The organism is Lactococcus muris (assembly GCF_042849115.1).
GTDB classification, from domain to species: domain Bacteria; phylum Bacillota; class Bacilli; order Lactobacillales; family Streptococcaceae; genus Lactococcus; species Lactococcus muris.
Map to the genome: position 1 here is coordinate 77,345 of NZ_BAAFQO010000004.1, position 26,447 is coordinate 103,791.

The window sequence follows — 26,447 nt, forward strand, 5'->3', positions numbered from 1 at the left end:
ACCCCAAGGGAGGTACGATAAAGCTCATCTTGTATCTAATATCATGAAAAATCAGAAAAAAAGAAAAATTCGAAATAAATTGAACAAAAAAGGACAAATGGTGTATAATTGTCTAAAATATAATTAATAGGAGGAATTATTTCATGATCAAGTTAATAGGTGTCTTGATTGTTTTGATTGGGTTTGTTTTCAAGATAGAAACCTTATTTGTTGTTGTTCTTGCGGGTGTTTCGACTGGACTTGTTGCTGGTTTGAGCATTCAGGAGATTCTTACAATTTTGGGGCAGTCTTTTGTGGATAACCGCATGGTTTCCCTTTTTGTGTTAACCCTTCCCGTTATTGGGGTTCTAGAGCGAAACGGTCTTCGCCAGCGTGCAGTTGAGCTTATCGGACGTATGCAATCTCTCACCACAGGTCGGATTACACTCTTTTACGTTTTTGTTCGATTTATCGCAGGAGCTATGTCTATCCGTATCAGCGGGCATCCGCAGTTTGTGAGACCTCTGATTCAACCGATGGCAAAAGCAGCTGCAGTAAGCAAATATGGTGACGTTGAATCAGAAGACGATAACATTAAAGCTCTCTCAGCCGCAGCGGAAAATTACGGTAACTTTTTTGGGCAAAACTTGTTTGCTGGCAGTGCCGGAGTGCTTTTGATTACCTCAACCTTGTCAAGCTTCAATTACAATGTTACAGCGGTTGATGTGGCAGTAGCCAGTATTATTATGGCTGTACTTGCTTTTGTTGTGACTGCTGTCCAGTTTATGCTTTATGATCGAAAACTTTTGCGAAAATTCGGAAAGAAAGGGGAAAATTAGTCTATGCAAGCTTTTATTGATGTTTCTTTAAATGTATTTTATGTTCTAATGGGCCTGCTCATGCTTTATATGGCTTATAAAGCCTTCACTACAATTCAAGGTGTAAAACGTATTGGAACGACAGTCTTTTGGATTCTTATCGCTTTGCCTTTTATTTTAGGTGCACTTATTCCAGCTTGGCTGATTGGTCTTTTTGTCGTATTGAGCAGCTTACTTACACTCAGCAAACAGGTCACTTTCGGGAAATATAAATCGTTAGATGAGACGTTTGGACAAAAGCAGTCTAAGCTGTTAAAAAATAAAATTTTCATCCCTTCCTTCATTCTTGCCTTTGTTGCTGTTGGGATTGCGATGGCTTTAGGTAACTATGCTAATTCATCGCTCTTTGCTATTGGTGTGTCTTCGCTTGTTTCTCTACTTTTTGCACTGATAATGACGAAAGCGAAAGCCACAGAGTCTGTCGAGGATGGTGCGCGCCTTTTTGATTCGATGGGACCAGTCGCAATTTTACCTCAGTTGCTTGTTGCTTTGGGCGCTCTGTTTACAACAGCAGGAGTAGGTGAAGTCATTTCACAAGCCATCACTGGTGTAGTCCCTGCGGATAATCGTTTACTCGGTGTTGTGGCGTATGTTTTAGGGATGGTTATTTTTACGATGATTATGGGAAATGCCTTTGCAGCTTTCTCTGTAATTACTGCGGGTATTGGTATTCCCTTTGTTCTTTCCCAAGGTGCAAATCCAGTTATTGCTGGAGCTTTAGCACTTACAGCAGGTTATTGTGGCACTTTGATGACCCCGATGGCTGCTAACTTTAATATTGTACCAGCAGCCTTACTTGAGATGAAAGATGAAAATAAGGTGATTAAAATGCAAGCACCTGTAGCGCTTGCTCTCATCGTTCTGCACATTCTCGTCATGTATTTCGTTGCATTTTAAGTACTAATAAGGAGTTTATTATGAAAATATTGTTAACAGGCTTTGATCCCTTTGGTGGAGAGAAACTTAACCCAGCTGAGGAAGCTGTCAAGCGTGTAGCCTCAGAAATCAATAATGCTGAAATCATTAAACTAATTATTCCAACCGTTCGTTATAAATCACTGGAAAAGATTGAGGAAGCAATTGAAAAACATCAGCCAGACTTTGTTGTAAACATTGGGCAAGCAGGTGGACGTTATGCGATTACACCTGAGCGTGTAGCGATTAATGTGGATGACTTTCGCATTCCAGATAATGAAGGCAATCAACCGGTTGATGAGCCTGTAAAGGAAGGAGGTGCTCCTGCTTACTTTTCAACACTTCCCGTAAAAGCTATTGTTAGCGAACTTAATAAAGCAGGCATTCCAGGCACACTTTCAAACACAGCAGGAACCTTTGTGTGTAATCATGTTTTTTATGGTGTACGCCACCTTCTGGAAGAAAAATATCCGAATGTCAAAGGTGGATTTATCCATATTCCTTATGCGACATCACAGGTGATTGACAAAAAAGATACGCCTTATATGTCATTAGACGAAATTGTTAAAGGGATAGAAATAGCATTGGATGCTTGTACACGTTATACAGAAGATTTGCGAACTATTGGTGGAGAAATATGTTGAACAAAGTGTTTGTCTATGGGAGTTTGCGTACAGGCATGTTCAATTATGACAAGTATTTGAAAGGCGAGGTTTTAGAAAGCTATCCTGGGAAGATTAAAGGAAGCTTATTTCACATTGAAAATAAAGGCTATCCCGCAATCATCGAGGGAAACTCGGAAATCTTAGGAGAAATCTTTATATTGAAGGACTTTCCAAAGAACATTGCAGTCCTTGATGAGATGGAGAATTTTTTCTCGGATAATCGTGATGAAAGCGAATATCTCAGATATATAGCACAGGCTCAGTTAAGCGATGGGCAAACGGAACAGGTTTATTATTATCACTACAATTCAAGCGCAGCTGTTAATACAAATGACCAACTTATTCCAGTTTATTCGGGGGATTGGCTAGAACATATGGCTGGCTAACAACAGTAATAATCTGCCATATGAGCTATTGGTGGCAGGTTTTAACTTCAAGAATATACCATTAAGTACCCATGGCGAGCCCGTGGGTATTATCATTCTTTTTGCTTTAGCAAATTAGAATGATAATACGCAAAGAGCGCAGCGAGTGGTGAACCTTTATCATTCTTTTTGCTTTAGCAAATTAGAATGATAATACGCAAGGAGCGCAGCGAGTGGTGAACCCTTCTCATTCTTTTTGCTAAAGCAAAGAGACTGCTGATACGCAAGGGGCGAAGCAAGTTGTAAACCTTTAAGCGAACCTTCAGTTTAGATTAAATATTTGTTTGCTGCCTGTGTTATAATTGGATAAGAAGAAATTTAGAAAAGGAGTTTTATTTTGGGTCTTGTTGCCATCATTGAATTATCTATTTTTGTCTTAAACTTCTTTTTGTCAATGACGATTATTTTCAGAGAGCGTAAAAGTACTTCAACGACATGGGCTTGGCTTTTTGTCGTTAATCTTTTACCTATTTTTGGTTTTATTTTGTATATTCTAGTGGGGCGCGGGATTGCGCATTACCGTATTTTTAGAGTGCAGCGCGCTTTCCGTGTAGGTTTTGAAGAACAGTTAAAGCGCACCTGGCGGGTTTATGAAGAAGAAGGATTTATCAAAAGAATTACACGAAATCATGGCATTACGCAGCTTATTCATATGCTTTTTGTAGAAGAAAAGGCAGTTATTTCTTCAAATACAGGCGTAAAAATTTTTACAGATGGACGTGCAAAGTTTGATGCCCTTATCGAAGACATTCGTAATGCAAAGCACCATATACATTTAGAATATTATATTTTTCGAATGGATAATCTGGGTAAAGAATTAACAGATGCTCTTGTTGAGGCTGCTCAGAGAGGAGTTGAAGTACGTCTTTTAATTGATGCTTGGGGAAGTAGTAAAACAAAACCGCAGGAGTTTGAACAGTTGACGAAAGCTGGCGGAGAAGTTTCGTATTTCTTTCCACTGATATTGTCCTTAATTAACCCACGTACCAACTATCGCTTGCATCGAAAGATTGTGGTTGTTGATGGTCAGATTGGTTATACAGGAGGGTTTAATGTTGGTGATGAATATGCGACTGAAACGGAGAAGTTTGGCTACTGGCGTGATACACATCTTCGTCTGACAGGTGATGTGGTCTATTCCCTTCAAAACAGATTTATTATGGATTGGAACAGCCAACACAAATTTGAAATTTCTGAAGCAGCGGAATACTTTCCAGCAGCCTTAGAAAGAGACCGAGTGATTACACAGTTTGTAACATCAGGACCAGATGAAGTAAAAACCCAAATCAAGATGACTTACATGAAGATGATAAACAGTGCGGAGCGCGAGATTATCATTCAAACCCCTTATTACGTTCCAGATGATGCACTGCATGAATCTTTAAAACTGGCACTTTTGTCAGGGGTGGAAGTTCGCTTAATGATTCCGAATAAACCAGATCATCCTCTGGTTTATTGGGCCACCTATTATTATGCAGCTGACTTGCTTAAAATGGGAGCAAAGGTTTATACTTATGAGAAAGGCTTTGTACATTCTAAAACACTTATTATCGATGGCGAATACGCATCAGTTGGCTCTGCGAACTTTGATAACCGTAGTCTGCAACTTTGTTTTGAGGGAAACATGGTACTCTATGACTATGATATTTCGCAAAAGCTACGTGAAGATTTCAAAAAAGACCTTGCAGTGAGTAAACGTTTGACACTTGAAACTTACGAAGAACGCAGCACAAGCATTCGTTTCAAGGAAGGCTTGGCGCGACTTATCAGCCCAATGCTCTAAACTGTGAACGAAGCGCTTGCTAGGAATAAGGAAGAGGAGAAAAAATGGAGAACAAACTAAATATTGTCATTATCACAGGGATGTCGGGTGCTGGCAAAACCGTAGCAATCCAATCTTTTGAAGATATGGGCTACTTTGCGGTTGATAATATGCCGCCGAACTTGATTGAAAAATTTGTGGAGCTTCTTAATACACCTGACAGTAAGATTAACAAGGTTGCGATGGTTGTTGATATGCGTTCCCGTATTTTCTTTGATCGCTTGCGGGGCATTATTGCAGAACTTTCAAACAGCCCAGAAGTAAACTTTAAGCTTTTATTTCTAGATGCAGGCGATGTTGAACTGGTTGCACGATACAAAGAGACACGTCGTTCACATCCCTTGGCTATTGATGGACGTGTACTTGATGGAATTACTCAAGAGCGCGAAATTCTTTCAGACATCAAAGCTCTGGCTGAGGTGGTGATAGATACCAGTGAGCTGACTCCGCGTAATTTGCGGGCACGTATTCTTGAGCGTTTTTCTGAAACAAAAGAAGCGCCATTTCGTATTGAGGTACTTTCTTTCGGCTTCAAATATGGTTTGCCCATGGATGCAGACTTAGTATTTGACGTTCGTTTTCTTCCAAATCCTCACTATATTCCAGAACTCCGTGATAAAACAGGGCAGGACAAGGAAGTATTTAACTATGTCATGCGTCAAGAAGCCTCTGAGGAATTCTATAAAAATTTAATGAATATGCTCTTGCCGATTATTCCGTCTTATCAGAAAGAAGGAAAATCAGTTTTGACGATTGCTTTTGGCTGTACGGGAGGTCAGCACCGTTCTGTCGCCTTTGCTGAGCGTGTTTCCAAGGCACTACTTAAGGAAGATTGGCATTTAAATACAAGCCACAGAGATAAGGATAAAAGGAAAGAAACGGTTAACCGATCATGAGCAAGTCAAAAATAGTGGTTATAGGAGGCGGGACGGGTATTCCTGTCATTTTGAAGTCCTTGCGTCAAGAAAATATAGACCTTTCCGCAATTGTAACCGTTGCGGATGACGGCGGCTCTTCGGGACGTTTGCGTTCCGCAATTGATATTGCTCCTCCGGGCGATCTACGAAATGTTCTGATTGCTATGAGCGATATGCCTAAGTTTTATGCGGATATTTTACAGTATCGCTTTGATTCGAGCGATGGAGAGCTGGCCGGTCATCCTCTAGGAAACCTGATTATCGCTGCTATTGGTGAGATGCAGGGCTCCACCTATGAGGCCATTCAAACATTAGCTCGTTTCTTCCACGTAAAGGGCAACGTATATCCATCAAGTGATACACCATTGACCCTGCATGCCGTCTTTAGAGATGGTCATGAAGTTGAGGGCGAAAGTAAGATTACAGACTATGACGATTTGATTCATCATGTCTATCTTACGGAAACAAATACAGGAAAGAGTCCGCGTGCATCTAAAAAGGTCGTACAGTCTATCATGGAAGCAGATACTATTGTTTTAGGACCTGGGTCACTCTTTACTTCAATTTTACCTAATATTGTTATTCCTGAAATTGCCGAAGCACTTTTAAAAACACCTGCTCGCATTGTTTACGTCTGCAACATTATGACACAGCGCGGTGAAACAGAGCACTTTAGTGATGCAGACCATGTTCGTGTTATTCATGAACATCTGGGAACCCGCGTTATCGATACTGTATTGGTAAACAGTGCAGAAGTACCTGAAGAATATATGAATTCCAACAAATTTGACGAGTATTTAGTGCAGGTGGTTCACGACTTCAAGGCTTTACAAGAAGAAGAAGTGAATATTATTTCCAATGATTTTTTGCAGCTGGTGAATGGTGGGGCATTTCATGATGGAGATGCCATTGCTTTGGAAATCATGGGAATCAGCGCTCAACATGAGAGAAGAGAAGTATGAGTTTCACAAGTGATGTAAAAAAGGAACTGACAAGTCAGAAACCTAGCCGTGGCACTCTATTGGCTCTGATTAGGATGAATGGTTCTTTGGGTATTTCTGGTGGTCTGACCTTGGCTTTGTCTACAGAAAATGCTGCGACAGCAAAGTACATTTATCAAATGCTCCTCGATATTTATCAAGTTCGTGCAGAGATTCGTGTACATCAAAAAACAACACTTTCAAAAAACCGTGTTTATACTGTTTTTATTGAAGACAAAGTGAATGAATTGCTCAATGAACTTCAGCTCTCCGATACACTGATGTTTTTAGATTCTGGAATTCCAGAATCTGTGAAATACGATCAAGAGGCACAGGAAGACTACATGCGTGGCGCTTTTCTCTCTAGCGGATCAATGCATAATCCAGAAAAAGGAGATTATCAGCTGTCTATTTCCAGTGTATATCAGGAACATGCAGAAGATTTAAAAGATATCTTTAATAATTTTGGCTTTGATGCGCGTATAATCTCTCGGAAAAACCGTTATATTTTATATCTTTCTAAAGCTGAAGAAATTATGGACTTTCTAACTCTGATTGGAGCCATGAAAGCGCGTTTGAAATTTGAGAATGCTAAGATTATGCGTGAGATGCGGGGACTGGCAAATCGTCAGTCAAACTTTGAGTCAGCAAATATAAATAAATCTGTCTCAGCAGCACAGGAAGTCATCTCTGCAGTGAAATATTTAGCAGAAAAAAAGGAGCTGGAAAATCTCCCACCAGCGCTCACAGAGGTGGCACATGCTCGGATTAATCATCCCGAAGCCACCATTAAGGAACTGGGCCAGTTATTGGATCCTCCACTAGGAAAGTCAGGGGTTAACCACCGTCTAAGAAAATTAACAGCTCTAGCTGAGGAAATAAAAAAAGCGAAGACTGATTCGCTACATGAAGAAAAGAAGCTCTAGTCAGGGCTTCTTTTCTCATGTCTTTCAGAAGAGAGAAACAAGCCCCAGCCAACCACCCACCCACCCTTTTCTCATCAAACACTCATTTCATTTGACCTTTTTTTTTTTTTTATACTATAGACTCAGAAAGTAAACGTAACATTAGAAATACAAATGTAATGAAAAATCTAAACCACACGTTACGTCAAAGGAGGAGTTTATGACACCAGAAAAGAAAAACCATCGGCGGCTGCGCAACCTCGCGCTCCTGTCCCTCTTATTGCTCTTGGTAGGCGGCACCTTCGCCTTCCAAGCCTTCAACCAGCGGGCCATCAATGACCGCATCCGAGAAAATATCCCCGGAGGCCGCGTCCACGACTACTACAACCGTGACACGGAAAACAAGGACGTCTTCGTGGAGAACTATGGCAATGTGCCCCTCATGGCCCGTATCCGCCTCTCTGAGTTCATGGAGAAACGCTCAACAGGAGATACAGACTTCACCCCTATAGTGAACGGCACCATCCGTGACCAAGTGGACACTTGGACGGTCATGCGTCCCTCAGAGAACAACCTCAACACCCGTGTAGATGACTCGGCAGCCTTCAACACCTACTCCAACCTGACCTTTGGTTGGAGCCGCTCCGGTCAAGATGCCCCATGGTTCATGCCGACCTTCAACCGGGACAACCAAGACCTGATGACCGCAGCCGCAGGACATGCCCGTGACTGGGTCACGAGCACAGCCACAGACGGGGTAACAGACGGCGCCACTCACCCCGGAGATGGTACAGATGCCTACTGGTCCTCTGGCGACAGCTTTGACAACAGCGGTCCAGTTTGGCCGGGAGAAGAAGTCACCCATGATGCGGCTCAAAACCTGCAACAAGAGCGTGCCCCGATGACCATCAGCCAGTGGGCAGCCTTGCCCAATAACCTAAAAGTCGGAAACTTCTGGGTCATCGACCACCAAACAGGCTGGGCCTACTGGGCCAACCAACTCCAAGCAGGAGAGACCACCTCTTACCTCTTGGATGCAGCAGAGATGACCGCAGCAGCAAACAATATTCCGGGAGAATATTACTACGATATCCATGTGGACGGGCAACTGATTAGTCCCGACCGTATCAATGACTTCTTGGCTGCAGATCCAAACTATACGCATCATGACGACCTCTCTGACTTCTTGACAGCTGTACAGAATGGCTCTATTGATAACAACTGGGGGAACCCGGGACCAGATGACAATGTCCAACCCGACCAAATCAACTTTAGCATCATGGCACCGGGGACGATCTTTACTATGGCTAATGAGCAGTATCGTTATTTGGAGAATCAAGGTGGTGGGAACCATTTGATTATTCGGAATGATGCAATACGTGGGGTACATTTTACTCAGAAAGAGTCAGCAATCACTAATTGGTATGACTCTCTCAGTTCTGAGGTTCGTGCCATGGTACGCCCTGTGGCCGATAACTTTGTTACAGGGGCCATCAATTCTAGTGTGTTAACTTGGGTTAATGAAGCAAATGAGGAGGTTAATAATAGCTGGCTTCCAACTGACATAAATAATTTTCCAGACGTTGCAAACGATGTGACTCAAGTTGTTCCAGGTGGAACAGCTCGTGCCTTTTCGCTCTCCTTAGCAGATGTAGTCCGCTTATCAGGTCCAGGCCGCGCCTTTCCTAACTCTACAGAGCGTATGTCTGCGAATAATGGACATTGGTTTTTACGTACTGGGGCAGACGCTCCAAATACGGCATGGTTTGTCCGCAGAGAATTTGGTGGTGGTTTTATGGGTTCGCATAACTGGCAAATGTTTGATCTAGTGCAAGGAGGACCACGTCCGGCCATCATCGTTCATCAATCGAATTAAAAATTACAAAAAATGTTCAATACGACAATACGATGTGTCGATATTGAACGTTTTTTTATGTAGGTAATTGATAATCGTGGGACTGGTCCGGTTTCTCTTAAACAAGAGTCGCAGTTTAAGGGAGCAACTGCTGGTGGTTTAACCCATGCTCATGCTGTGTTGACTTTAATGAGGATAGCACAAACAATGTGGTGAGTACCTCAGGCAACAAGGCTTCCTCAGCAGTGATTACAGCAAAGAATACGCTAGTATCCAGAACAGCAGTCAATAAGAACAAGAGGATTTGATTCAAAAATGAAGTCATCAGACAAAAAATGAAAGTGATAATCAGAAAAGTTCTTAAAAATTGTAACTCCAGCATCTTTTTCAAGGGGAAAGATATTTCTGGACAATTCTTGTTTTTTCCTAATCTCTTATCTGAAAACTTTTTCTGTTTGAAGAGTTGGCGCATCTGAAGTAAAATGAGGCCTATATGGGGCTTTGTAAAGAAAAATGCAGATAGCCTAAGAAAGGAGAGAGCTAAAATGGAAGAAGCAAAGTTATTCGAAAGGCAAGTGGCATCCTGTCCAGGAACATCGGAAACACTGACAAGACCCTTTTTCATGGACTTTATCGTAGAGAGAAAACAGACCGGAAAAGAAGCGAACGTGGGTTAGAGATTTTTTAGTGAACAGTCAATCTTTAGAACTTAGACTGATAAAGAAAGTTAAAAATTTTTTCGTCTTCTCTTGACATTTCTCGTAAAAAGGACTACAATCTTAAGATGAAGAAAGCGACTCGGGACAGTGGAAGCCGAGACTTAAAATGGCCCAAAATCATCGCAATACGAATGAAGTAAAAAATAAAGGTGGAACCGTGCATAGCACCCTTTGTCTCAGGACAGGTGTATTGCGCGGTTTTTATATTTATTTTATACGAGGAGAGTATTAATATTATGATGAATCCAGCAGAAATATTGTCTGCCACCATTCACCATGGACAAGAAAAGGTCAAACGACCGATGTTAGAAAAAGCGGTGCTTGGCTTTATTGGAGGAGCACTGATTTCGATGGGCTACTTGCTCTATATACGGGTTATTTCCAGTGTTGTTGATGAGTTAGGAAGTTTAGCTAGTTTTATCGGTGCAGCTGTTTTTCCTATCGGTTTGATTGTTATCCTGATGGGCGGAGGAGAGCTCATCACTTCAAATATGACAGCTGTTACAGCCTCGTTTTTTGCTAAAAAAGTGAAATTTTCAGATTTGCTCAAAAATTGGCTTGTTATCACTTTTTTTAACCTTTTAGGAGCTTTCTTTGTTGCTTTCTTTTTTGCTCATGTTGTGGGCTTAACTGCTTCAGGTGTATATCGTGAGGAACTCATTGTCATTGCTGATTCAAAAATTGATGCGACCTGGCTCCAAACCCTGGTCTCTGGTGTGGGCTGTAACTGGTTTGTTGGTCTTGCCATGTGGCTTTCTTACGGTGCCAAAGATGCCGCCGGAAAATTAATGGCGATTTGGTTTCCAACAATGGCCTTTGTTGCTATTGGCTTCCAGCACAGTGTGGCAAATGCTTTTGCTATTCCTGCAGCGATTTTTGAAGGCGGAGCAACATGGATGGAATTCATCCGTAATTTCAGTCTGGTCTATGTGGGGAATATGCTCGGTGGCGTCATTTTTGTTGCTGGTTTCTACTTCCTTGGATATAAACGCCAAATGAATGAACTTAATAAATAATAAGGAGAATTGAATGTCAAACAATAAATTATCATTTCAAGATATGATTCTGACTTTGCAAGCTTTTTGGTCCAAGCAAGGTGCAAACTTAATGCAAGCTTATGACGATGAGGTAGGGGCAGGAACGATGAGTCCATACACTTTCTTACGTTCAAACGGTCCAGAACCTTGGGCAGCAGCCTATGTGCAGCCTTCACGACGTCCAGCTGATGGTCGTTACGGAGAAAACCCCAACCGTCTTTTCCAGCACCATCAGTTTCAAGTGGTCATGAAACCTTCACCCAAAAATATCCAAGAACTTTATTTGGAAAGTTTAGCCGCGCTGGGTATCGATGCACTAGAGCATGACATTCGTTTTGTTGAAGACAACTGGGAAAATCCTTCAATGGGATGTGCCGGCATCGGCTGGGAGGTCTGGATTGATGGTCAAGAGTGTACGCAATTTACATACTTCCAACAAGTTGGAGGTATCGAAGTAGACTCAGTTACTGCAGAAATCACTTATGGTTTGGAGCGCCTAGCTACAGCCATTCAAGAAGTAGACAGTGTATACGATCTTGAATGGGGAAATGGCGTTCTTTACGGTGATATCTTCAAAGAACCCGAATATGAACACTCAAAATTTGCCTTTGAAGTTTCCAATCAAGAGATGCTTTTGGACCTCTTTAATCAGTACGAGGCAGAAGCGCATAAGCTGCTGGATTTAGGTTTGGTTCATCCTGCTTATGATTTCATCTTGAAGAGTTCTCATACCTTTAACCTTTTGGATGCACGTGGTGCTGTTTCTGTAACAGAACGTGCCGGCTACTTGCACCGGGTGCGTACAATGGCACGTAAAGTCGCAAAAACATTTATTGAAGAACGTGCAAAGCTCGGTTTTCCTCTCTTGAAAGACGAAGTTTTACGCGATAAATATCTGGGCGAAAAAGGGAAATATACAAAAATTCTAGAACAATTGGCAGAAGAACAGGAGGAAAAATAATGGCAAATTACTTACTCGAAATCGGCTTGGAAGAAATGCCGGCTCACTTGGTAACGCCTGCGATTAACCAATTGGCAGAACGCCTTTCAGATTTTTTGAATGAAAATCGCTTGAACTTTGACCTTATCCGTAAATTCTCAACACCACGTCGTTTGGCTGTCTTGGTGGAAGGACTTGCTGAAAGCTCAGAAGCCATGGATGAAGAAGTCAAAGGACCTTCTGCTAAAATTGCTAAAGATGCAGAAGGAAACTGGTCTAAGGCTATCCAAGGCTTCTCCCGTGGTCAAGGTTTGACACCAGATGATTTGGTGCTTAAAGGCGATTATTATTTTGCAAACAAGCATATTGCTGGTGTAGCAGCACAGGAGATTTTAGCAAAAGTTGGCGCTGAAGTCATCAGCAAGATGCAGTTTAAAACTTATATGAAATGGGGAAATAATAGCTTCCTCTTTGTACGTCCTATTCAATGGATGGTTTCTTTATTGGATTCAGAAGTGGTTCTTTTTGAACTTCTTGATGTGACTGCTGGAAACACAACACGTGGACATCGTTTCCTTTCAAACCAAGAAATTACCATTGAAAAAGCTACGGATTATGCAGAAGTTTTGAAGGCCAACTTTGTCATGGTTGATGCCGGAGCACGTAAAGCAGAGATCAGCAAACAAATCAAAGAAATAGCCATTGAAAACAACTGGACAGTTGAATTTTCGGACGAAAAACATGTTGAACTTCTTGAAGAAGTTAATAATCTGGTAGAATACCCTACAGCTTTCGTGGGAAGCTTTGATGAAAAATATCTGTCAGTTCCGGAAGAAGTTTTGGTGACTTCGATGCGTGATAATCAACGCTATTTTGAAGTTTATACTGCAGAAGGCAAGCTGGCTCCTCACTTTATCTCTGTCCGTAATGGCAATGCAGAAGGCATGGAAAATGTTATTTTGGGAAATGAAAAAGTTTTAGTTGCTCGTTTGGAGGATGCCGAATTTTTCTGGAAGGAAGATCAAAAGTTAAACATTACAGATCTGGTGAAAAAACTCGAAAATGTCACTTTCCACGCTAAGATTGGATCCATTACGGAACACATGGCGCGCACCAAAAAGATTGCTGCACACTTGGCAGACATCGCTCAACTGACAGAAACTGAGAAGGCAGATGTGGCACGTGCAGCAGATATTTACAAATTTGACCTTTTGACAGGCATGGTTGGCGAATTTGATGAGCTTCAAGGTGTGATGGGTGAAAAATACGCCCTCTTAGCAGGTGAAAATGCAAATGTAGCTGCTGCTATTCGTGAGCACTACATGCCAGTTTCAGCAGAAGGAGAGTTACCAAGTACTGCTGTAGGTAGTGTCTTAGCAGCTGCGGATAAAATCGACAGCATTCTTTCATTCTTTAGCGCTGGTTTAATCCCCTCAGGCTCAAACGATCCTTATGCCCTTCGACGCGCAGCACAAGGCTTGACACGTATCATTGAAAAATGCAATTGGCACTTTAACTTTACTGAGTTTATCGCTACACTTGACTATGCGAACAAGGAACAAGTGATTGACTTCCTTAAAGGTCGCGTGCAAAAACTTCTTTTGGATAAAAAAATTCGTCATGATATCGTTGAAGCAACGATTGCAGCAGACACAATGGATATCGCAAGCATGATGGAAGTTGCACCGATGCTTAATGACCATAAAGACGATATGCAGTTTAAACCAGCTATCGAAAATATTTCACGTGTCGTTAACTTGGCCAAAAAAGTGGAAAATACTGGAACTGTGGTTTCAGAACTTTTTGAAAATGAAGTGGAGCAGGAACTTTATGAAGTGACGGAGTTGCTTAAAGCCCAATGGTTTACCCTATCTGCCGCAGAAAAATATGACCTTTTGGTTAACAAAGCTGTGCCCGCAATTAACAATTTCTTTGAAAAGGTTATGGTTATGGCAGAAGATGAAAAAGTACGCAGCAATCGCTTGGCTTTACTGTCAGACTTATCATCGCTCACAGCGACAATGGCTGACTTTAGTTTAATCAATACAAAGTAAGGAGAATTTTATGGCAATCACAAACGAACAAATTGAACGTATCAACGAACTAGCCCGTAAACACAAAGCAGAAGGTTTAACAGAAGCGGAAACTGAAGAGCGTGCAAAATTACGTCGTATTTATCTTGACAGTGTGCGTGAAAATCTTCGTGGACAGGTCGAATCTGTAAAACTGGTGGATGAAGAAGGAAAAGATGTCACACCAGAGAAACTAAAAGATATTCAACGTGCGAAAGGTATGCGTGACTAAACATACTGGATGTGGGCTTGGCTTGTTTTTAATACACACGCATCATTGCGCCCAAGGCGCTAATGCTGAGTGTCTTTTCAGCCATCAATCAAAAAAGTACAGGTTTTAATCGATGGCGCAAGAGCTACTTCATAGGAGTGAGGGGAATTACTTTTAGTGAAAAATGTAAGAATTGGAATATCAAGATGGGCTATCTTCTATACAGTTTTGGCACTTGTCATAGGTCTTCTTGTTGGAACAGTGGATGCTTTGTTTGGGCGGGGCTTGCTTTTTATCACGGAGATACGTGATGCCCATCCCTTATATTTTCTTCCTTTTTTAGCATTGGCGGGTCTCGTGATTGTTTATACTTATCAGCATTTTGGCAAGGAAAGTCAAAAAGGTATGGGTTTAATTTTTGAGGCAGGGAATAAAGGACGTGAAAACATTCCCAAACGCTTGGTCCCCTTGATTATCTTTTCAACATGGCTGTCGCATCTCTTTGGAGCAAGTGTTGGCCGAGAAGGAGTAGCTGTACAAATCGGTGCAACAATAGGACATACCTTAGGTGGAAAACTCGCTTCTAAAGAAGCGCAGAAAGTTCTCTTAATTACTGGTATGGCTGCAGGTTTTGCAGGTTTGTTTCAGACCCCTATTGCTGCGACTTTCTTTGCTATTGAGATATTGATGGTGGGCAAGATAGAGTACATTGCTTTGTTTCCAGCCCTAGTTGCTTCCTATGTTGCCAGTACAACTTCCCATGCTTTGGGATTAGAAAAATTTTCCTTTGCGGTCAATACTGACTTAAATATGGATGCAATTACACTTTTGAAGCTTTTGGTGGTGGCCCTATGTTTTGGCTTAGTTGGTCGCCTGTTTGCCCAAGGCTTGTCCTTTATGAAAAGCTATATGATGCTTAAACTCAGCAATCCTTACCGCAGAATTTTAATCGTAGGTTTAATGCTGAGCTTGGGTTTAATTTTTATTCACTTAGACCGTTATGCGGGCTTGGGAACAAATTTGATTTCGATGAGTTTTAACGGTCAACCTATCAATGGTTATGACTGGATTTTGAAATTGCTCTTTACTGTTTTAAGTATTTCGGCTGGTTTCCAAGGGGGAGAAGTAACGCCACTCTTTGCTATCGGTGCAAGTCTGGGTGCAAGTTTGGCTCTACTCTTGGGTCTACCTGTTGGTCTAATCGCAGCAGCAGGCTATGTATCTGTTTTTTCTGCGGCAACAAACAGTTATTTTGCTTCGATATTTATAGCAGCAGAAGTTTTTGGCTATGGTTCGGTTCCATATATTTTGCCGCTTGTAACAATCGCTTACATACTTAATGGAAATGCTTCAATCTATGCTCAGGGCAAACTCAATTTAGAAGACTAAAAGAAGAATAAGGCGTGCTGTCTTATTCTTTTTTTATTGTCTATTAGTTACTGGAAGTAAGCATTTTTACCTAACAAAAATGAGGGAAATGATAGAATAGAATTAAAGAACGACATGAATTGGTAAAAGTACGAATTGTAGAAAGATTGGAGCAACTGTGAATATTGAAGCTTTACTGGAGAAAAAGGAGCAGGTGCAGATTGAGATTCTTCGGCAGTTGGTTTTGAAAAATGAAAAAATCACTGCTCAGGAGCTTAGTGATTGGGTAGGCTTATCACGCCCTTCAATAGAAAGTTACTTGGAGGATATCGCCTATCTGGGGCAGATGATGGGTAGGCCGATGAAGGTTTTGAGACAGGACAATAAAGTAATTCTGGAAATGGAAGAATCTCAGAGTTTAGATGAAATCATCAGTTTTTTAATTCAAGACAGTATAAAATATCGTTTGCTTCTCCTGTTTTTAGAGCAGAAAAACTACATGATTATCGATTTGGCTGAGGAATTACTTATCAGTGAGTCAACATTGTTTCGTAAAATAAAGGAACTCAACAAACTACTGGCTGAATTTGAAATACAAGTCAAAAACAATAAGCTTGTCGGAGAAGAAAGTCAGATTCGATACTTTTACTATCTTCTTTTTGACTCTATAAATCCGAAATTTCGACCAGATATGCTACAAGTTACAAAACTACAATCAGACTTTGTAACACAGCTGGAGGAAACCTTGAAGCTCAGTTTTTCAAAAAGTAGTCAGGATAAAATTTATCATTGGTTAGCTATTGCTGAAAAGCGACGATTGATAAGTGATATTCAGGTTACAAAATCCTTGAAAACCAAAGTAATTTATCAAGACGATCATCTGTATCAGTTGCTTGATTCGATTTTCTATCAAAAGATTTATGATAGTTATGCTAAGGACAAGTGCGAAACTATCTTTTTCTACAGCTTCCTTCTTTCATTTTTTATCTTAGACAAGGAAAGTTACTATCGGTTTGATATCTTTCGTAGTAAGAAGCTTCCGACAGTTTTGTTAAATATTTCTCTTAGAGAACGTATGCTGAAACATTATCGCCCAAATCGCTTGGGTTTTGAGGAAGAAAAAGCGATTAGCTATCAACTTGCACAGGTCAATAATAAATTTTCTTTTTTCCAAGGCAGTCTTTTTACTAGAAGTCAGGAATCTTTGATGTTGCGCAAACAAAATTGGGTAGATAAAAGTTTTCAAGAACTACTGGATGATTTAAAGCGTATTGCTTTACATTATATTCCCAAGGAACAAGATCTCCCAGAATTAATTTTTGGCTATAGCAATGCCCTTATGTTGTTGGAACTCTTATCCTCTCAAAAACTTATTGTGGCTTACGACTTGTCGGATACTCCGGCCTACCAGATTCCCCTAGAACAGTTTTTGAAGATTCGTCTCCGCGCGGTTGAAAAGATAAAACTGGAGCACTATCATGAGGGACAAAGCTATGATTTGCTTATTTCTAGCAAAAGAAATGACAGTCGAAAATTTGTCTATGTTCTTTCAGAATTTTCGGGGGATTATGATATTGAGCGGCTCATTACACACATAGAAGCTCTGAAAATAGAAAAACTTCAAACTAAAGCTATTCTCAATTGATAGCTTTAGTTTTTTTATGTATACTTTCAATTTTTTTAAGTTTCCCATAAAAAATGAAAGTATAGGAGACCATAAAGATGTTATAATATAAAACATAGAAAGCGTTTACAAAGGAGAAAGAAAATGACAGAAACTTCTTACATTATGGCAATTGACCAAGGGACTACAAGTTCAAGAGCTATTATATTTGATAAAAAAGGGAAGCATATCGGGAGTTCCCAGAAAGAATTTACACAATATTTCCCGCAAGAAGGCTGGGTGGAACATGATGCAAATGAAATCTGGAACTCGGTCCAATCTGTTATCGCAGGTGCTTTCATTGAGTCAGGTATTAAACCTGTTCAAGTTGCGGGAATAGGTATAACCAATCAGCGCGAAACAACAGTCATTTGGGATAAAGTAACTGGAAAACCTATCTATCATGCTATTGTTTGGCAGTCGCGCCAGTCAGCTGATATCGCAAACTCTCTTAAAGAAGCCGGACATGAAGAACTCTTTCATAAGAAAACAGGACTCATCGTTGACTCTTACTTTTCAGCTACCAAGATTCGCTGGATTCTTGACCATGTAGAGGGAGCACAAGAGCGTGCAGAGCGAGGGGAACTCCTTTTTGGAACGATTGATACATGGATATTATGGAAATTAACAGATGGTGAAGCGCATTATACAGACTATTCCAATGCAAGTCGTACCATGCTCTACAACATCCATGAGTTAAAATGGGATGAAGAAATTTTAGATATCCTCAATATACCTGCAGCCTTACTTCCAGAAGTCAAGTCAAATTCTGAAGTTTACGGCGTAACTAAAGGCTTTCATTTCTTCGGTTCAGAAGTACCGATTTCAGGTATGGCTGGAGACCAGCAGGCGGCACTTTTTGGTCAGATGGCCTTTGAACCAGGCATGATCAAGAACACTTATGGTACAGGTTCATTCATCGTCATGAATACAGGAGAAAAACCGCACATTTCTAAGAATAACTTACTGACAACCATTGGATATGGTATCAATGGAAAGGTTTATTATGCTCTGGAGGGCAGCATATTTGTCGCAGGCTCTTCCATCCAATGGCTTCGTGACGGCTTAAAGATGCTGGAGCGTGCAAGTGATTCTGAAGAAGTTGCACTTCAATCTACCAATAAAGATGAAGTTTATGTGGTTCCCGCCTTTGTTGGTCTTGGTGCCCCTTACTGGGATCAAGAAGCACGTGGTGCAATGTTTGGTCTGACACGAGGGACAACTAAAGAAGATATCGTTAAAGCAACCTTGCAGAGTATTGCGTATCAGGTTCGTGATGTTGTTGGTACTATGAAAGAAGATACTGGCATTGACCTATCTCTCCTCAAAGTAGATGGTGGTGCAGCAAATAATGAATATTTGATGCAGTTCCAAGCCGATATTTTAAATATCCCTATTCAGCGTGCAGGTGACTTGGAAACAACCGCACTTGGTGCGGCCTTCTTAGCAGGGCTTGCGGTTGGCTTCTGGAAAGATATTGAGGAACTCAAGGAGTCTTACGAACCAGGTAAAATTTTCCAAACACAGATGCAGGAAGAACGCAGGGAAGAACTCTATGCAGGATGGAAGAAAGCTGTGCATGCAACACGTGCTTTTAAATAACTGATAGACGATGACACAGGGAGATAAAAGGAGAGATAGAAATGGCTTTTTCTAAAAAAACAAGACAAGAAGCAATCAGGAAAGTTCAAGAGGAAGAACTGGATTTACTCGTTATTGGGGGAGGCATAACAGGTGCAGGATTGACTCTGCAAGCTGCAGCCGCTGGCATGAAAGTTGCCGTGCTTGAAATGCAGGACTTTTCAGAAGGAACCTCGTCACGTTCAACAAAACTTGTGCATGGGGGCATCCGTTACCTCAAAAACTTTGATGTACAAGTGGTTTCCGATACAGTTTCTGAACGAGCTGTTGTTCAAGGGATTGCGCCCCATATACCAAAACCTGATCCAATGCTTCTTCCCATTTATGACGATGAGGGAAGAACAACCTTTGACATGTTTTCAGTCAAAATAGCGATGGATTTGTATGACCGTTTAGCGGGTATAAACGAAGATTCTCCCTATGCCAACTACACCATTTCGCCAGAAGAAGTGCTCCGCCGTGAGCCGCTCATCAAGAAAAAAGGCCTGCAAGGTGCAGGAGTCTATCTTGATTTTCGTAATAATGATGCGCGCTTGGTTATTGATAATATTAAAAAAGCTGTCGAAGATGGTGCACAAGCCATCAGTAAGATGAAAGTCATTGATTTTCTTTATACAGACGGCCAAATCTCTGGTGTACGTGCGCGTGATCTATTGACAGATGAAATCATCGAAGTAGAGGCAAAGTTGGTTATTAATACCAGTGGTCCTTGGGTGGATAAGATTCGTTATCTGAATTTTACACGTCCAATCGTACCAAAAATGCGTCCAACAAAAGGTGTCCATCTCGTGGTTGATGCTGCCAAGTTGCCTGTGCCACAACCGACTTACTTTGATACAGGCAAGCATGATAAACGTATGGTCTTTGCTATTCCCCGTGAAAATAAAACCTATTTTGGTACGACAGATACGGATTATCATGGCGACTTTACCGATCCAAAAGTGACCCAAGAAGATGTGGACTACCTTCTGGATGTCATTAATTTCCGTTACCCTGAAGCACATATTACACTTGATGACATTGAAGCTTCATGGGCTGGCTTGCGTCCATTATTAGGCGGAAATTCAGGCTCAGACTATAATGGTGGTGACAACGGTGCAGTTTCCGAAACCAGTTTCAATGCTGTTGTTGAGGCTGTACTGCGTTATAAAAATAAAACAGCAACAAAAGCAGAAGTAGAGCATCTTTTGAATCATATGGAGTCGAGTCTTTCTGAAAAAGGAAGCGAGCCTTCATCCGTATCTCGTGGCAGCTCGCTTGAGCGCGAGAGCGACGGCTTAATCACCTTGGCAGGTGGGAAAATCACTGACTACCGTAAAATGGCAGCTGGTGCGATGAAGCTGATCTGCCAACTTCTTGAAGAAGATTTTGGGTTAAAATATGAGCCCATTGACTCTAAAAAATATCAAATTTCCGGAGGTGAATTTGACCCAGGAAAAGTAGAAGAAGTTGTTGCTGAAAATATGAAAGCGGGAGTGGAAGCAGGTCTCACAGAAGATGAAGCAAAATACATTGCAGACTTTTATGGGATGAATGCACTTAAAATATTTGCTTATGCTTCGGAAATGGCAGCTTATGAGGGACTCTCTTTAGCAGAGTCAGCGCGCTTACGCTATGCACTTGAAGACGAGATGATCTTGACACCTGTGGATTACTTGCTGCGTCGAACCAACCATATTCTCTTTATGAGTGAGGGAGTTGACGCCATCAAAGTTCATGTGGTAAATGCTATGTCTAATTTCCTAGAGTGGTCTCCTGAAGAAAAGGCCAATCAAGAAAAAGCTTTGGAAGCGGCCCTTCGTGAATCAAGCCTGTCGGATTTGAAAGCCTAACTATGCGCATAAGAAGCATTGTTCAATAAAATAGAAAAAAAGGAGTCAATATGCACTCAGAAATGATACAGTTACTTGGGGAATTTTTAGGAACATTTACCTTAATTCTTCTTGGTAACGGAGTGGTTTCAGGCGTTGTCCTGAGCAAGACAAAAGCAACAGGTGCAGGTTGGGTTGCCATCACACTTGGTTGGGGCTTTGCAGTAATGATGGGGGGTTACATTTCCGGATTTATGTCGCCTGCCCACCTGAACCCAGCAGTTACAATTGCAATGGCAATGATTGGTAGCTTTAGCTGGAGCTTGGTTTTACCTTATATTATCGCGCAAATGCTTGGTGCAATGGCAGCCAGTGTTATTCTTTACCTGATGTTCTATCCACACTATGCAGAAACCAAAAATCAAGCAGATATCTTGGGAACTTTTTCTACAGGACCAGCTATTCGTCATACCCCCTCAAACTTGATCAGTGAAATTGTTGGAACAGCAGTCTTAACGGCGGGTATACTTGCCTTTGGCCAGTATACCATTACGCAAACTTCTGGAGTTTCGCCACTCTTAGTGGGTGCGATTATCACAGCAATTGGTTTATCACTCGGTGCGACAACAGGTTACGCTTTGAACCCAGCACGTGACTTAGGCCCTCGTATCATGCACGCTATCTTACCTATCAAGGGCAAAGGAGATTCTGACTGGTCTTACGCATGGATTCCTGTTGTAGGTCCAATCATTGGCGGTAGCTTAGGTGCCCTTCTCTTTAACATGGTTATTCAATTTACAAGTAAATAAATTGAAATAATAGACAAAAGTAGAGTTAGACATAGATCTAGCTCTTTTTTTATGAAAAAAGTACCAGTAATCCTACAGTTTATGGGAATAAAAACTAAATAAAGAAAACGCTTTATTTTTCCTTGCTTTTGAAAATAAGAGCTGCTATATTACAAATATAACGAAACTAAAAGAAAAATTTTGGAGGAAACAAAATGTCGAAAAAAATAGTAGCCGTTACGGCCTGTGCTGCTGGAATAGCGCACACTTATATGGCCGCCGAGTCTATCGAAAAAGCGGCTAAAAAAATGGGCTATGAGGTCAAAGTAGAGACCAATGGAGCTATTGGAGCAGAGAATGTTTTAACTCCAGAAGAGATCGAAAGCGCAGATCTTGTGCTTGTTGCCTCAGACATTAAGATTGATCCGATTCGTTTCACAGGTAAGCCGCTTTATGTTACAAAATCTATTCCGGCAATTGAAGATTCTGAAGCCTTAATAAAAAAAGCATTCGCTGAGGCTGAAGTTTTTGGCAAGAAAGGAAGTAAAGTAGGGAATATTCAGATTGGTAATGATAAAGATAAGGTTACTTTTCTGACCCATGTGATGAGTGGTATTTCTTATATGGTGCCAATGGTCATCGCTGCTGGTCTTCTCCTTACCATTGCCAATCTCTATGCCTTTCAAAGAGACGACCTAGGACGTATTGTTAAGTGGGGGTTTGACAATACAACACAAATGGGCTTCCTTATGGAAAAACTCTTTTATGTTGGGCAGATGGGTTTTAAACTGATGATTCCACTATTTGCTGGTTTCGTAGCAAATTCCATTGCAGACAAACCCGCAATAGCTCCTGCCATGATTGGTGCTTATCTTGTTAATGATCCAGAATTTTTAGGAACTGAAGCAGGTGGAGGTTTTATTGGTGCTATTATTGTAGCTTTCATTGTTGGCTATATGGTCAAAGGATTGAAAAAAATAAAATGGCCTAAATTTGTTATGCCAATCGTGCCAATTATGATTATTCCCTTTATTGCAACAGCAGTTATCAGCTTGATTGTGCTTTATATCATCGGGAATCCAATCTCAGTGGGGATGGATGCTATGTATGATGGGTTAACCAACTTAAATAATAATTTCGCAGGTGCACCAATCATTATCGGAGCCATTTGTGGCGCAATGATTGGGTTTGACTTGGGTGGACCAATCAATAAAACGGCTTTGGTGTTTGGGACAGCAATATTTACCGATACAATGACAAAATATGGTATTGAAGGTGCAAACTTTGTACCCGGTACAGCAACACAAGCAGCGATTTCGGTAGCTCCCTTAGGTGTATGGTTGGCTACGATATTATTTAAAAATAAATTTTCAAAAGATGAAAAAATTGCTGCCAGTGCAGCCTTCGGTATGGGGATTGTCGGTGTCACTGAAGGAGCTATTCCATTTGTGGCAGCACATCCTGTACGAATGATTTTCTCAAACGTTGTAGGTTCAGCTGTTGCAGGTGGACTTATCTCAGCTACCGGTTCGAAATTTTATGGCGGTATCGGCTCACCTCTGGGGACCTTTATTGGTTATATTGAGCAACCGATTCCTTTTGTAACATGGATTTTGTGCGTATGTGCAGGTATTTTGACCACCGCATTATTGATTGGATTTACACGAGGTATTGAATTCAAAAAACCAGTAAAAGTTAAAGCAAAATAAGAAAGTGAATAAAGATGAACAAAGAAGTTTTTAATCAAGAACATATCCTTTTCGATGCAAACGCACGTACACAGGAAGAAGCCTTTGCAGTTATTGCACAGTTTGCACATTCTCTGGGCTTTGTGGGCAATGAAGCCGAATATTTTGAAGGCCTAAAACAGCGAGAAGCAGAAGCAACAACAGGCTTTAAAGACCATATCGCCATTCCTCATTGTAAAGATAAAACGAACTTAAAGCCGGGCATGTTTTTCGTTAGATTTGCCAATGAAATTCCTTGGAATGCTTTAGACGGCAAACCCGTAAAAGTCGCTCTGGCACTTACGATTCCTGAGGAAGGTGCGACTGAGCACTTGAAGTTGCTGAGCTTAATCGCTCGAAAACTAATCGATGATCAATTTCGTGAAGATATTTTATCAGAGAAAGACCCGAATAATCTGACTGCCGTTATAGATAAAATTGATTTTTAACTCAAAGGTCAAATCATCTTGATTTGGCCTTTTGAAAAAATGAATAAGGAAGTAAAAATGAAGAAAAAAGTACACGTCATTCATCATACACACTGGGATTTAGAATGGTATTTTACTCATAATGAATCTTTCGTCCAGTTGGCTTATCATTTGGATGAAGTAATGAGCGCTTTGGAGAATAATGAAATTTCTTATTATCTCCTCGATGGGCAAATGAGCATTTTGGATGACTACCTCCAAAGTTTCCCTGAACAAAAAACACGACTCAAAAAGCTGGTTCAAGCTGGAAAACTCTGGATTGGTCCATGGTATACTCAAACAGATGAACTCATCATAAGTGGCGAGTCAATAGTGAGAAATTTGACTCTGGGAATGGAATTAGCAGAAGAACTGGGTGGTTATATGAATATCGGTTACCTGCCAGACTCTTTCGGTCAGAGCAAAGATATGCCTAAGATATATCAAGGGTTAGGAATTGATCGTACAGTCTTTTGGCGTGGATTGCCGCAGGAAAAAACAAGGGACCGCGAATTTTATTGGCAAGCTGAAGATGGTTCAAAAGTTTTAGCCGCAAATATTAAGGATGGTTATTTTGTCGGCGTTGGACTTATTCATAGTGACCAAACCCAAGAACTTATGACACAGATTGACGACGGTGCTGTGGGGCAACATCTTGTCTTACCTGTAGGAGGAGACCAGCGTTATGTAGACTTTAACCTGCGTGAGCGGATTAATTTTTACAACCAGAAACTGAGTGACTATGAGTTAAAAGAAAGCAACTATGAGGAGCTGTTCTCCGAACTCGAAAAAGAGGAACTGACCACAATTGAAGGGGAATTTATCTCCAGCTCAGTCTCGAAAATCCATCGCTCGATTTATTCTTCACGTTACGACCATAAGTATTTGAATGATAAGCTGGAAAGACGAATGATTTATCAGGTAGAACCGCTCGTTCTCATGGCTGAAAAACTTGGTATTGCTAACAAGCAGGGCTTAATTGACAGAATCTGGAAACTACTGGCAAAAAATCAAGCTCACGACAGTGCGGGCGGCTGTAATAGCGATAAAACCAATCGAATTATTCGTGAACGCTTTATCGAGGCAGACCAACTTTCTTATTCCATAGTCGACTACTTGACCAGAAAAATCAGTGAGTCACAGAAAAAAGTTTGTGACCATCAAGTCAGCATTTTTAATACCCTACCTTGGGAAGTAACTAAAACGGTAAAAATTAATGTCTCTACTGAGTTTGAAGATATCCAACTGAAAAATACAGCAGGGGAAGCGCTCAGTTTTGATGTTTTGGCAAGAAATAAAGAATATTCTGGTGAAATCAGACGCGAAGAAGCCGCTCAAGATCCGTATAAATATTATTATATTCATGAACTGGCTGTAGAAGTTACGGTTCCTGCGCTTAGTTTTGTGAATTACTTCGTTGAAGAAAGTCAACAGTCAAGCATGGTCATCAGCGAAGACAAGCAAGATTATATTGAAAATGATTACTACAAGCTGAGCTATAAAAAAGGACAGCTTCATTTATTTGATAAGAAAATGCAGCAAAGTTATGACAACATCTTATCTTTTGAAGATGGCGGTGATGAAGGTGATACTTACGATTACTCGCCAGCTCATGCAGATCGTGTCTTTGATTTGACACTTACGGGAAGTAAGCGAAAAGCTTTTTGTGGGGAACATTATCAAGAGCTGATTTTGACTGGTACTTGGGACCTTCCCAAGGATTTGAAAGAACGGGCAGAAGGCATTTGCCAACAAACACAAGACTACGAATTAAAAATTACCTTAAAAAAAGGGAGCAAGCATCTCGAATGCCATTTGACGATAGATAATCAAGCGCTGGACCATCGTATGCGTGCAATCATCAATCTTCCTTTTGCTCATCAATATTCTTACACAGATACGCCTTTTGGTACAGTGAAGCGTGAAGCAGAAGATCCGCATTTGAAAGATTGGCAAGATATCGGCTGGCGTGAAGAACCAACGGCTATTTATCCTATGTTAAAATGGGTTAATGTTCACGATGATAAAAACAGTTGGACGGTTTTTGCCAAAGGAATCAAAGAATATCAATTAATCGGGGAAAATCACCGTCAGTTAGCTTTAACTCTCTTTCGAAGTGTCGGATTTTTAGGACGGCCTGATTTGCTCAGAAGGCCAGGTGTAGCTTCTGGTAATGCTTTTAAGTACATCCCAACACCTGATAGCCAATTGCTGGAAAAATTAACATTCAAATTTGCCATAAGTTTAGAACAGGATTATAACCCAGCACGGCTTGCTCAAAGTTACCTTGATTATGCTTTATCCCTGCCTTTCTATCAAATTCAGAGTCTAAATCTTTTTACAACGACTTTAAAATATTTTGTGTCAAATACCTTGAAAGAAAAAATTTGCAGTCCCCAGAATATCAGCTTGAAAGCGCCTGACCTTGTCTTTAGTTCACTCCGTAAGAATAAGCTTTACGGCGGTTGGGATTTACGGGTGTATAATCCAAGTACCCAAGCGGTTCAGGGTGAGAATTTTATTCTGTCAGAGCAGGAGCTTCGCTATGAGTTTGTGGACCTGAAGGGAATCGCGCTGACCGAACGACAAAAAAATAGTAAAATTAATCTGGGAGATTTTAGAGCAGGACAGATTAAAACTGTTCATTTCATAGATTGAGGAA

General features: G+C 41.0%; 22 protein-coding genes. 21 read left to right on the forward strand and 1 reads right to left on the reverse strand.

Annotated features, from left to right (window positions below; translation table 11 throughout):
- The first annotated feature begins 143 nt into the window (after positions 1 to 143).
- The 9 genes from ACGHCK_RS03605 to ACGHCK_RS03645 all read left to right on the forward strand — a co-directional run bounded on the left by ACGHCK_RS03605 (position 144) and on the right by ACGHCK_RS03645 (position 9,362).
- The gene (locus tag ACGHCK_RS03605) at positions 144 to 818 is read left to right on the forward strand and encodes a DUF969 domain-containing protein (RefSeq protein WP_202230216.1); all 675 of its coding nucleotides are present in this window, start codon (positions 144 to 146) and stop codon (positions 816 to 818) included.
- Between the two features lie 3 nt (positions 819 to 821).
- Complete coding sequence (locus ACGHCK_RS03610) at positions 822 to 1,754, forward strand: DUF979 domain-containing protein (protein WP_251421561.1); 933 nt, start codon at positions 822 to 824, stop codon at positions 1,752 to 1,754.
- 20 nt (positions 1,755 to 1,774) lie between these two features.
- On the forward strand, positions 1,775 to 2,416 hold the full coding sequence (gene pcp / locus ACGHCK_RS03615) for a pyroglutamyl-peptidase I (RefSeq protein ID WP_202230218.1): 642 nt from the start codon (positions 1,775 to 1,777) through the stop codon (positions 2,414 to 2,416).
- Positions 2,410 to 2,823, forward strand: coding sequence for a gamma-glutamylcyclotransferase family protein (locus ACGHCK_RS03620; protein WP_251421564.1), 414 nt, complete (start codon positions 2,410 to 2,412; stop codon positions 2,821 to 2,823). Before pcp ends, ACGHCK_RS03620 begins: the two co-directional genes overlap by 7 nt.
- Before the next feature lie 376 nt (positions 2,824 to 3,199).
- Complete coding sequence (gene cls / locus ACGHCK_RS03625; RefSeq protein WP_251421567.1) at positions 3,200 to 4,645, forward strand: cardiolipin synthase; 1,446 nt, start codon at positions 3,200 to 3,202, stop codon at positions 4,643 to 4,645.
- 44 nt (positions 4,646 to 4,689) lie between these two features.
- Complete coding sequence (rapZ, locus tag ACGHCK_RS03630; protein ID WP_202230221.1) at positions 4,690 to 5,580, forward strand: RNase adapter RapZ; 891 nt, start codon at positions 4,690 to 4,692, stop codon at positions 5,578 to 5,580.
- Entirely contained in the window at positions 5,577 to 6,563 is a 987-nt protein-coding gene (locus ACGHCK_RS03635) for a gluconeogenesis factor YvcK family protein (RefSeq protein ID WP_251421570.1), read from the forward strand. The genes rapZ and ACGHCK_RS03635 overlap by 4 nt, the downstream gene beginning before the upstream one ends.
- Positions 6,560 to 7,507, forward strand: coding sequence for a DNA-binding protein WhiA (gene whiA / locus ACGHCK_RS03640; protein WP_251421573.1), 948 nt, complete (start codon positions 6,560 to 6,562; stop codon positions 7,505 to 7,507). Before ACGHCK_RS03635 ends, whiA begins: the two co-directional genes overlap by 4 nt.
- Before the next feature lie 199 nt (positions 7,508 to 7,706).
- Positions 7,707 to 9,362 carry a hypothetical protein gene (locus ACGHCK_RS03645; protein ID WP_394304471.1) on the forward strand — a complete coding sequence of 552 codons (1,656 nt, stop codon included), beginning with the start codon at positions 7,707 to 7,709 and terminating at the stop codon, positions 9,360 to 9,362.
- Between the two features lie 115 nt (positions 9,363 to 9,477).
- Here ACGHCK_RS03645 and ACGHCK_RS03650 read toward each other — a convergent pair whose 3' ends face one another.
- The gene (locus ACGHCK_RS03650) at positions 9,478 to 9,966 is read right to left on the reverse strand and encodes a hypothetical protein (RefSeq protein ID WP_202231064.1); all 489 of its coding nucleotides are present in this window, start codon (positions 9,964 to 9,966) and stop codon (positions 9,478 to 9,480) included.
- 330 nt (positions 9,967 to 10,296) lie between these two features.
- On the opposite strand from ACGHCK_RS03650, the gene ACGHCK_RS03655 reads away from it, so the two are divergent.
- From ACGHCK_RS03655 to ACGHCK_RS03710, 12 genes are all read left to right on the forward strand, one after another.
- Positions 10,297 to 11,076: a formate/nitrite transporter family protein gene (locus ACGHCK_RS03655; protein ID WP_202231063.1), complete on the forward strand. Its 780-nt coding sequence runs from the start codon at positions 10,297 to 10,299 to the stop codon at positions 11,074 to 11,076.
- 13 nt (positions 11,077 to 11,089) lie between these two features.
- Entirely contained in the window at positions 11,090 to 12,058 is a 969-nt protein-coding gene (gene glyQ / locus ACGHCK_RS03660; RefSeq protein WP_271328247.1) for a glycine--tRNA ligase subunit alpha, read from the forward strand.
- On the forward strand, positions 12,058 to 14,091 hold the full coding sequence (glyS, locus tag ACGHCK_RS03665; RefSeq protein ID WP_251422979.1) for a glycine--tRNA ligase subunit beta: 2,034 nt from the start codon (positions 12,058 to 12,060) through the stop codon (positions 14,089 to 14,091). Before glyQ ends, glyS begins: the two co-directional genes overlap by 1 nt.
- 10 nt (positions 14,092 to 14,101) lie before the next feature.
- Positions 14,102 to 14,341 (forward strand): DUF896 domain-containing protein, encoded by a 240-nt coding sequence (locus ACGHCK_RS03670; RefSeq protein ID WP_202231060.1) that lies wholly within the window; start codon positions 14,102 to 14,104, stop codon positions 14,339 to 14,341.
- A gap of 156 nt (positions 14,342 to 14,497) precedes the next feature.
- Entirely contained in the window at positions 14,498 to 15,709 is a 1,212-nt protein-coding gene (locus ACGHCK_RS03675) for a chloride channel protein (protein ID WP_251422982.1), read from the forward strand.
- 157 nt (positions 15,710 to 15,866) lie between these two features.
- Positions 15,867 to 17,333 carry a helix-turn-helix domain-containing protein gene (locus tag ACGHCK_RS03680; RefSeq protein ID WP_202231058.1) on the forward strand — a complete coding sequence of 489 codons (1,467 nt, stop codon included), beginning with the start codon at positions 15,867 to 15,869 and terminating at the stop codon, positions 17,331 to 17,333.
- Between the two features lie 123 nt (positions 17,334 to 17,456).
- Positions 17,457 to 18,953, forward strand: coding sequence for a glycerol kinase GlpK (gene glpK / locus ACGHCK_RS03685; protein WP_251422985.1), 1,497 nt, complete (start codon positions 17,457 to 17,459; stop codon positions 18,951 to 18,953).
- Positions 18,954 to 18,994: 41 nt separating this feature from the next.
- On the forward strand, positions 18,995 to 20,824 hold the full coding sequence (glpO, locus tag ACGHCK_RS03690) for a type 1 glycerol-3-phosphate oxidase (RefSeq protein WP_251422988.1): 1,830 nt from the start codon (positions 18,995 to 18,997) through the stop codon (positions 20,822 to 20,824).
- Positions 20,825 to 20,874: 50 nt separating this feature from the next.
- The gene (locus ACGHCK_RS03695; protein WP_251422991.1) at positions 20,875 to 21,612 is read left to right on the forward strand and encodes an MIP/aquaporin family protein; all 738 of its coding nucleotides are present in this window, start codon (positions 20,875 to 20,877) and stop codon (positions 21,610 to 21,612) included.
- 194 nt (positions 21,613 to 21,806) lie between these two features.
- Positions 21,807 to 23,300, forward strand: a complete 1,494-nt coding sequence (locus ACGHCK_RS03700; RefSeq protein ID WP_251422994.1) for a PTS fructose transporter subunit IIC — start codon at positions 21,807 to 21,809, stop codon at positions 23,298 to 23,300.
- A 14-nt stretch (positions 23,301 to 23,314) separates the two neighbouring features.
- On the forward strand, positions 23,315 to 23,767 hold the full coding sequence (locus ACGHCK_RS03705; RefSeq protein WP_251422997.1) for a PTS sugar transporter subunit IIA: 453 nt from the start codon (positions 23,315 to 23,317) through the stop codon (positions 23,765 to 23,767).
- A 57-nt stretch (positions 23,768 to 23,824) separates the two neighbouring features.
- Entirely contained in the window at positions 23,825 to 26,443 is a 2,619-nt protein-coding gene (locus ACGHCK_RS03710; RefSeq protein ID WP_251423000.1) for a glycoside hydrolase family 38 N-terminal domain-containing protein, read from the forward strand.
- Positions 26,444 to 26,447: the final 4 nt, after the last annotated feature.

Excerpts from the sequence above, each read along its gene's own strand:
- ACGHCK_RS03700 (WP_251422994.1), top strand. The coding sequence starts at position 21,807 with ATGTCGAAAAAAATAGTAGCCGTTACGGCCTGTGCTGCTGGAATAGCG.
- ACGHCK_RS03650 (WP_202231064.1), bottom strand. The coding sequence starts at position 9,966 with ATGAAAAAGGGTCTTGTCAGTGTTTCCGATGTTCCTGGACAGGATGCC.
- ACGHCK_RS03705 (WP_251422997.1), top strand. The coding sequence starts at position 23,315 with ATGAACAAAGAAGTTTTTAATCAAGAACATATCCTTTTCGATGCAAAC.
- ACGHCK_RS03670 (WP_202231060.1), top strand. The coding sequence starts at position 14,102 with ATGGCAATCACAAACGAACAAATTGAACGTATCAACGAACTAGCCCGT.
- glyQ (WP_271328247.1), top strand. The coding sequence starts at position 11,090 with ATGTCAAACAATAAATTATCATTTCAAGATATGATTCTGACTTTGCAA.
- glpO (WP_251422988.1), top strand. The coding sequence starts at position 18,995 with ATGGCTTTTTCTAAAAAAACAAGACAAGAAGCAATCAGGAAAGTTCAA.
- glpK (WP_251422985.1), top strand. The coding sequence starts at position 17,457 with ATGACAGAAACTTCTTACATTATGGCAATTGACCAAGGGACTACAAGT.
- ACGHCK_RS03620 (WP_251421564.1), top strand. The coding sequence starts at position 2,410 with ATGTTGAACAAAGTGTTTGTCTATGGGAGTTTGCGTACAGGCATGTTC.
- ACGHCK_RS03645 (WP_394304471.1), top strand. The coding sequence starts at position 7,707 with ATGACACCAGAAAAGAAAAACCATCGGCGGCTGCGCAACCTCGCGCTC.
- ACGHCK_RS03635 (WP_251421570.1), top strand. The coding sequence starts at position 5,577 with ATGAGCAAGTCAAAAATAGTGGTTATAGGAGGCGGGACGGGTATTCCT.
- ACGHCK_RS03610 (WP_251421561.1), top strand. The coding sequence starts at position 822 with ATGCAAGCTTTTATTGATGTTTCTTTAAATGTATTTTATGTTCTAATG.
- ACGHCK_RS03605 (WP_202230216.1), top strand. The coding sequence starts at position 144 with ATGATCAAGTTAATAGGTGTCTTGATTGTTTTGATTGGGTTTGTTTTC.
- ACGHCK_RS03695 (WP_251422991.1), top strand. The coding sequence starts at position 20,875 with ATGCACTCAGAAATGATACAGTTACTTGGGGAATTTTTAGGAACATTT.
- ACGHCK_RS03655 (WP_202231063.1), top strand. The coding sequence starts at position 10,297 with ATGATGAATCCAGCAGAAATATTGTCTGCCACCATTCACCATGGACAA.
- whiA (WP_251421573.1), top strand. The coding sequence starts at position 6,560 with ATGAGTTTCACAAGTGATGTAAAAAAGGAACTGACAAGTCAGAAACCT.
- glyS (WP_251422979.1), top strand. The coding sequence starts at position 12,058 with ATGGCAAATTACTTACTCGAAATCGGCTTGGAAGAAATGCCGGCTCAC.
- rapZ (WP_202230221.1), top strand. The coding sequence starts at position 4,690 with ATGGAGAACAAACTAAATATTGTCATTATCACAGGGATGTCGGGTGCT.
- ACGHCK_RS03710 (WP_251423000.1), top strand. The coding sequence starts at position 23,825 with ATGAAGAAAAAAGTACACGTCATTCATCATACACACTGGGATTTAGAA.
- pcp (WP_202230218.1), top strand. The coding sequence starts at position 1,775 with ATGAAAATATTGTTAACAGGCTTTGATCCCTTTGGTGGAGAGAAACTT.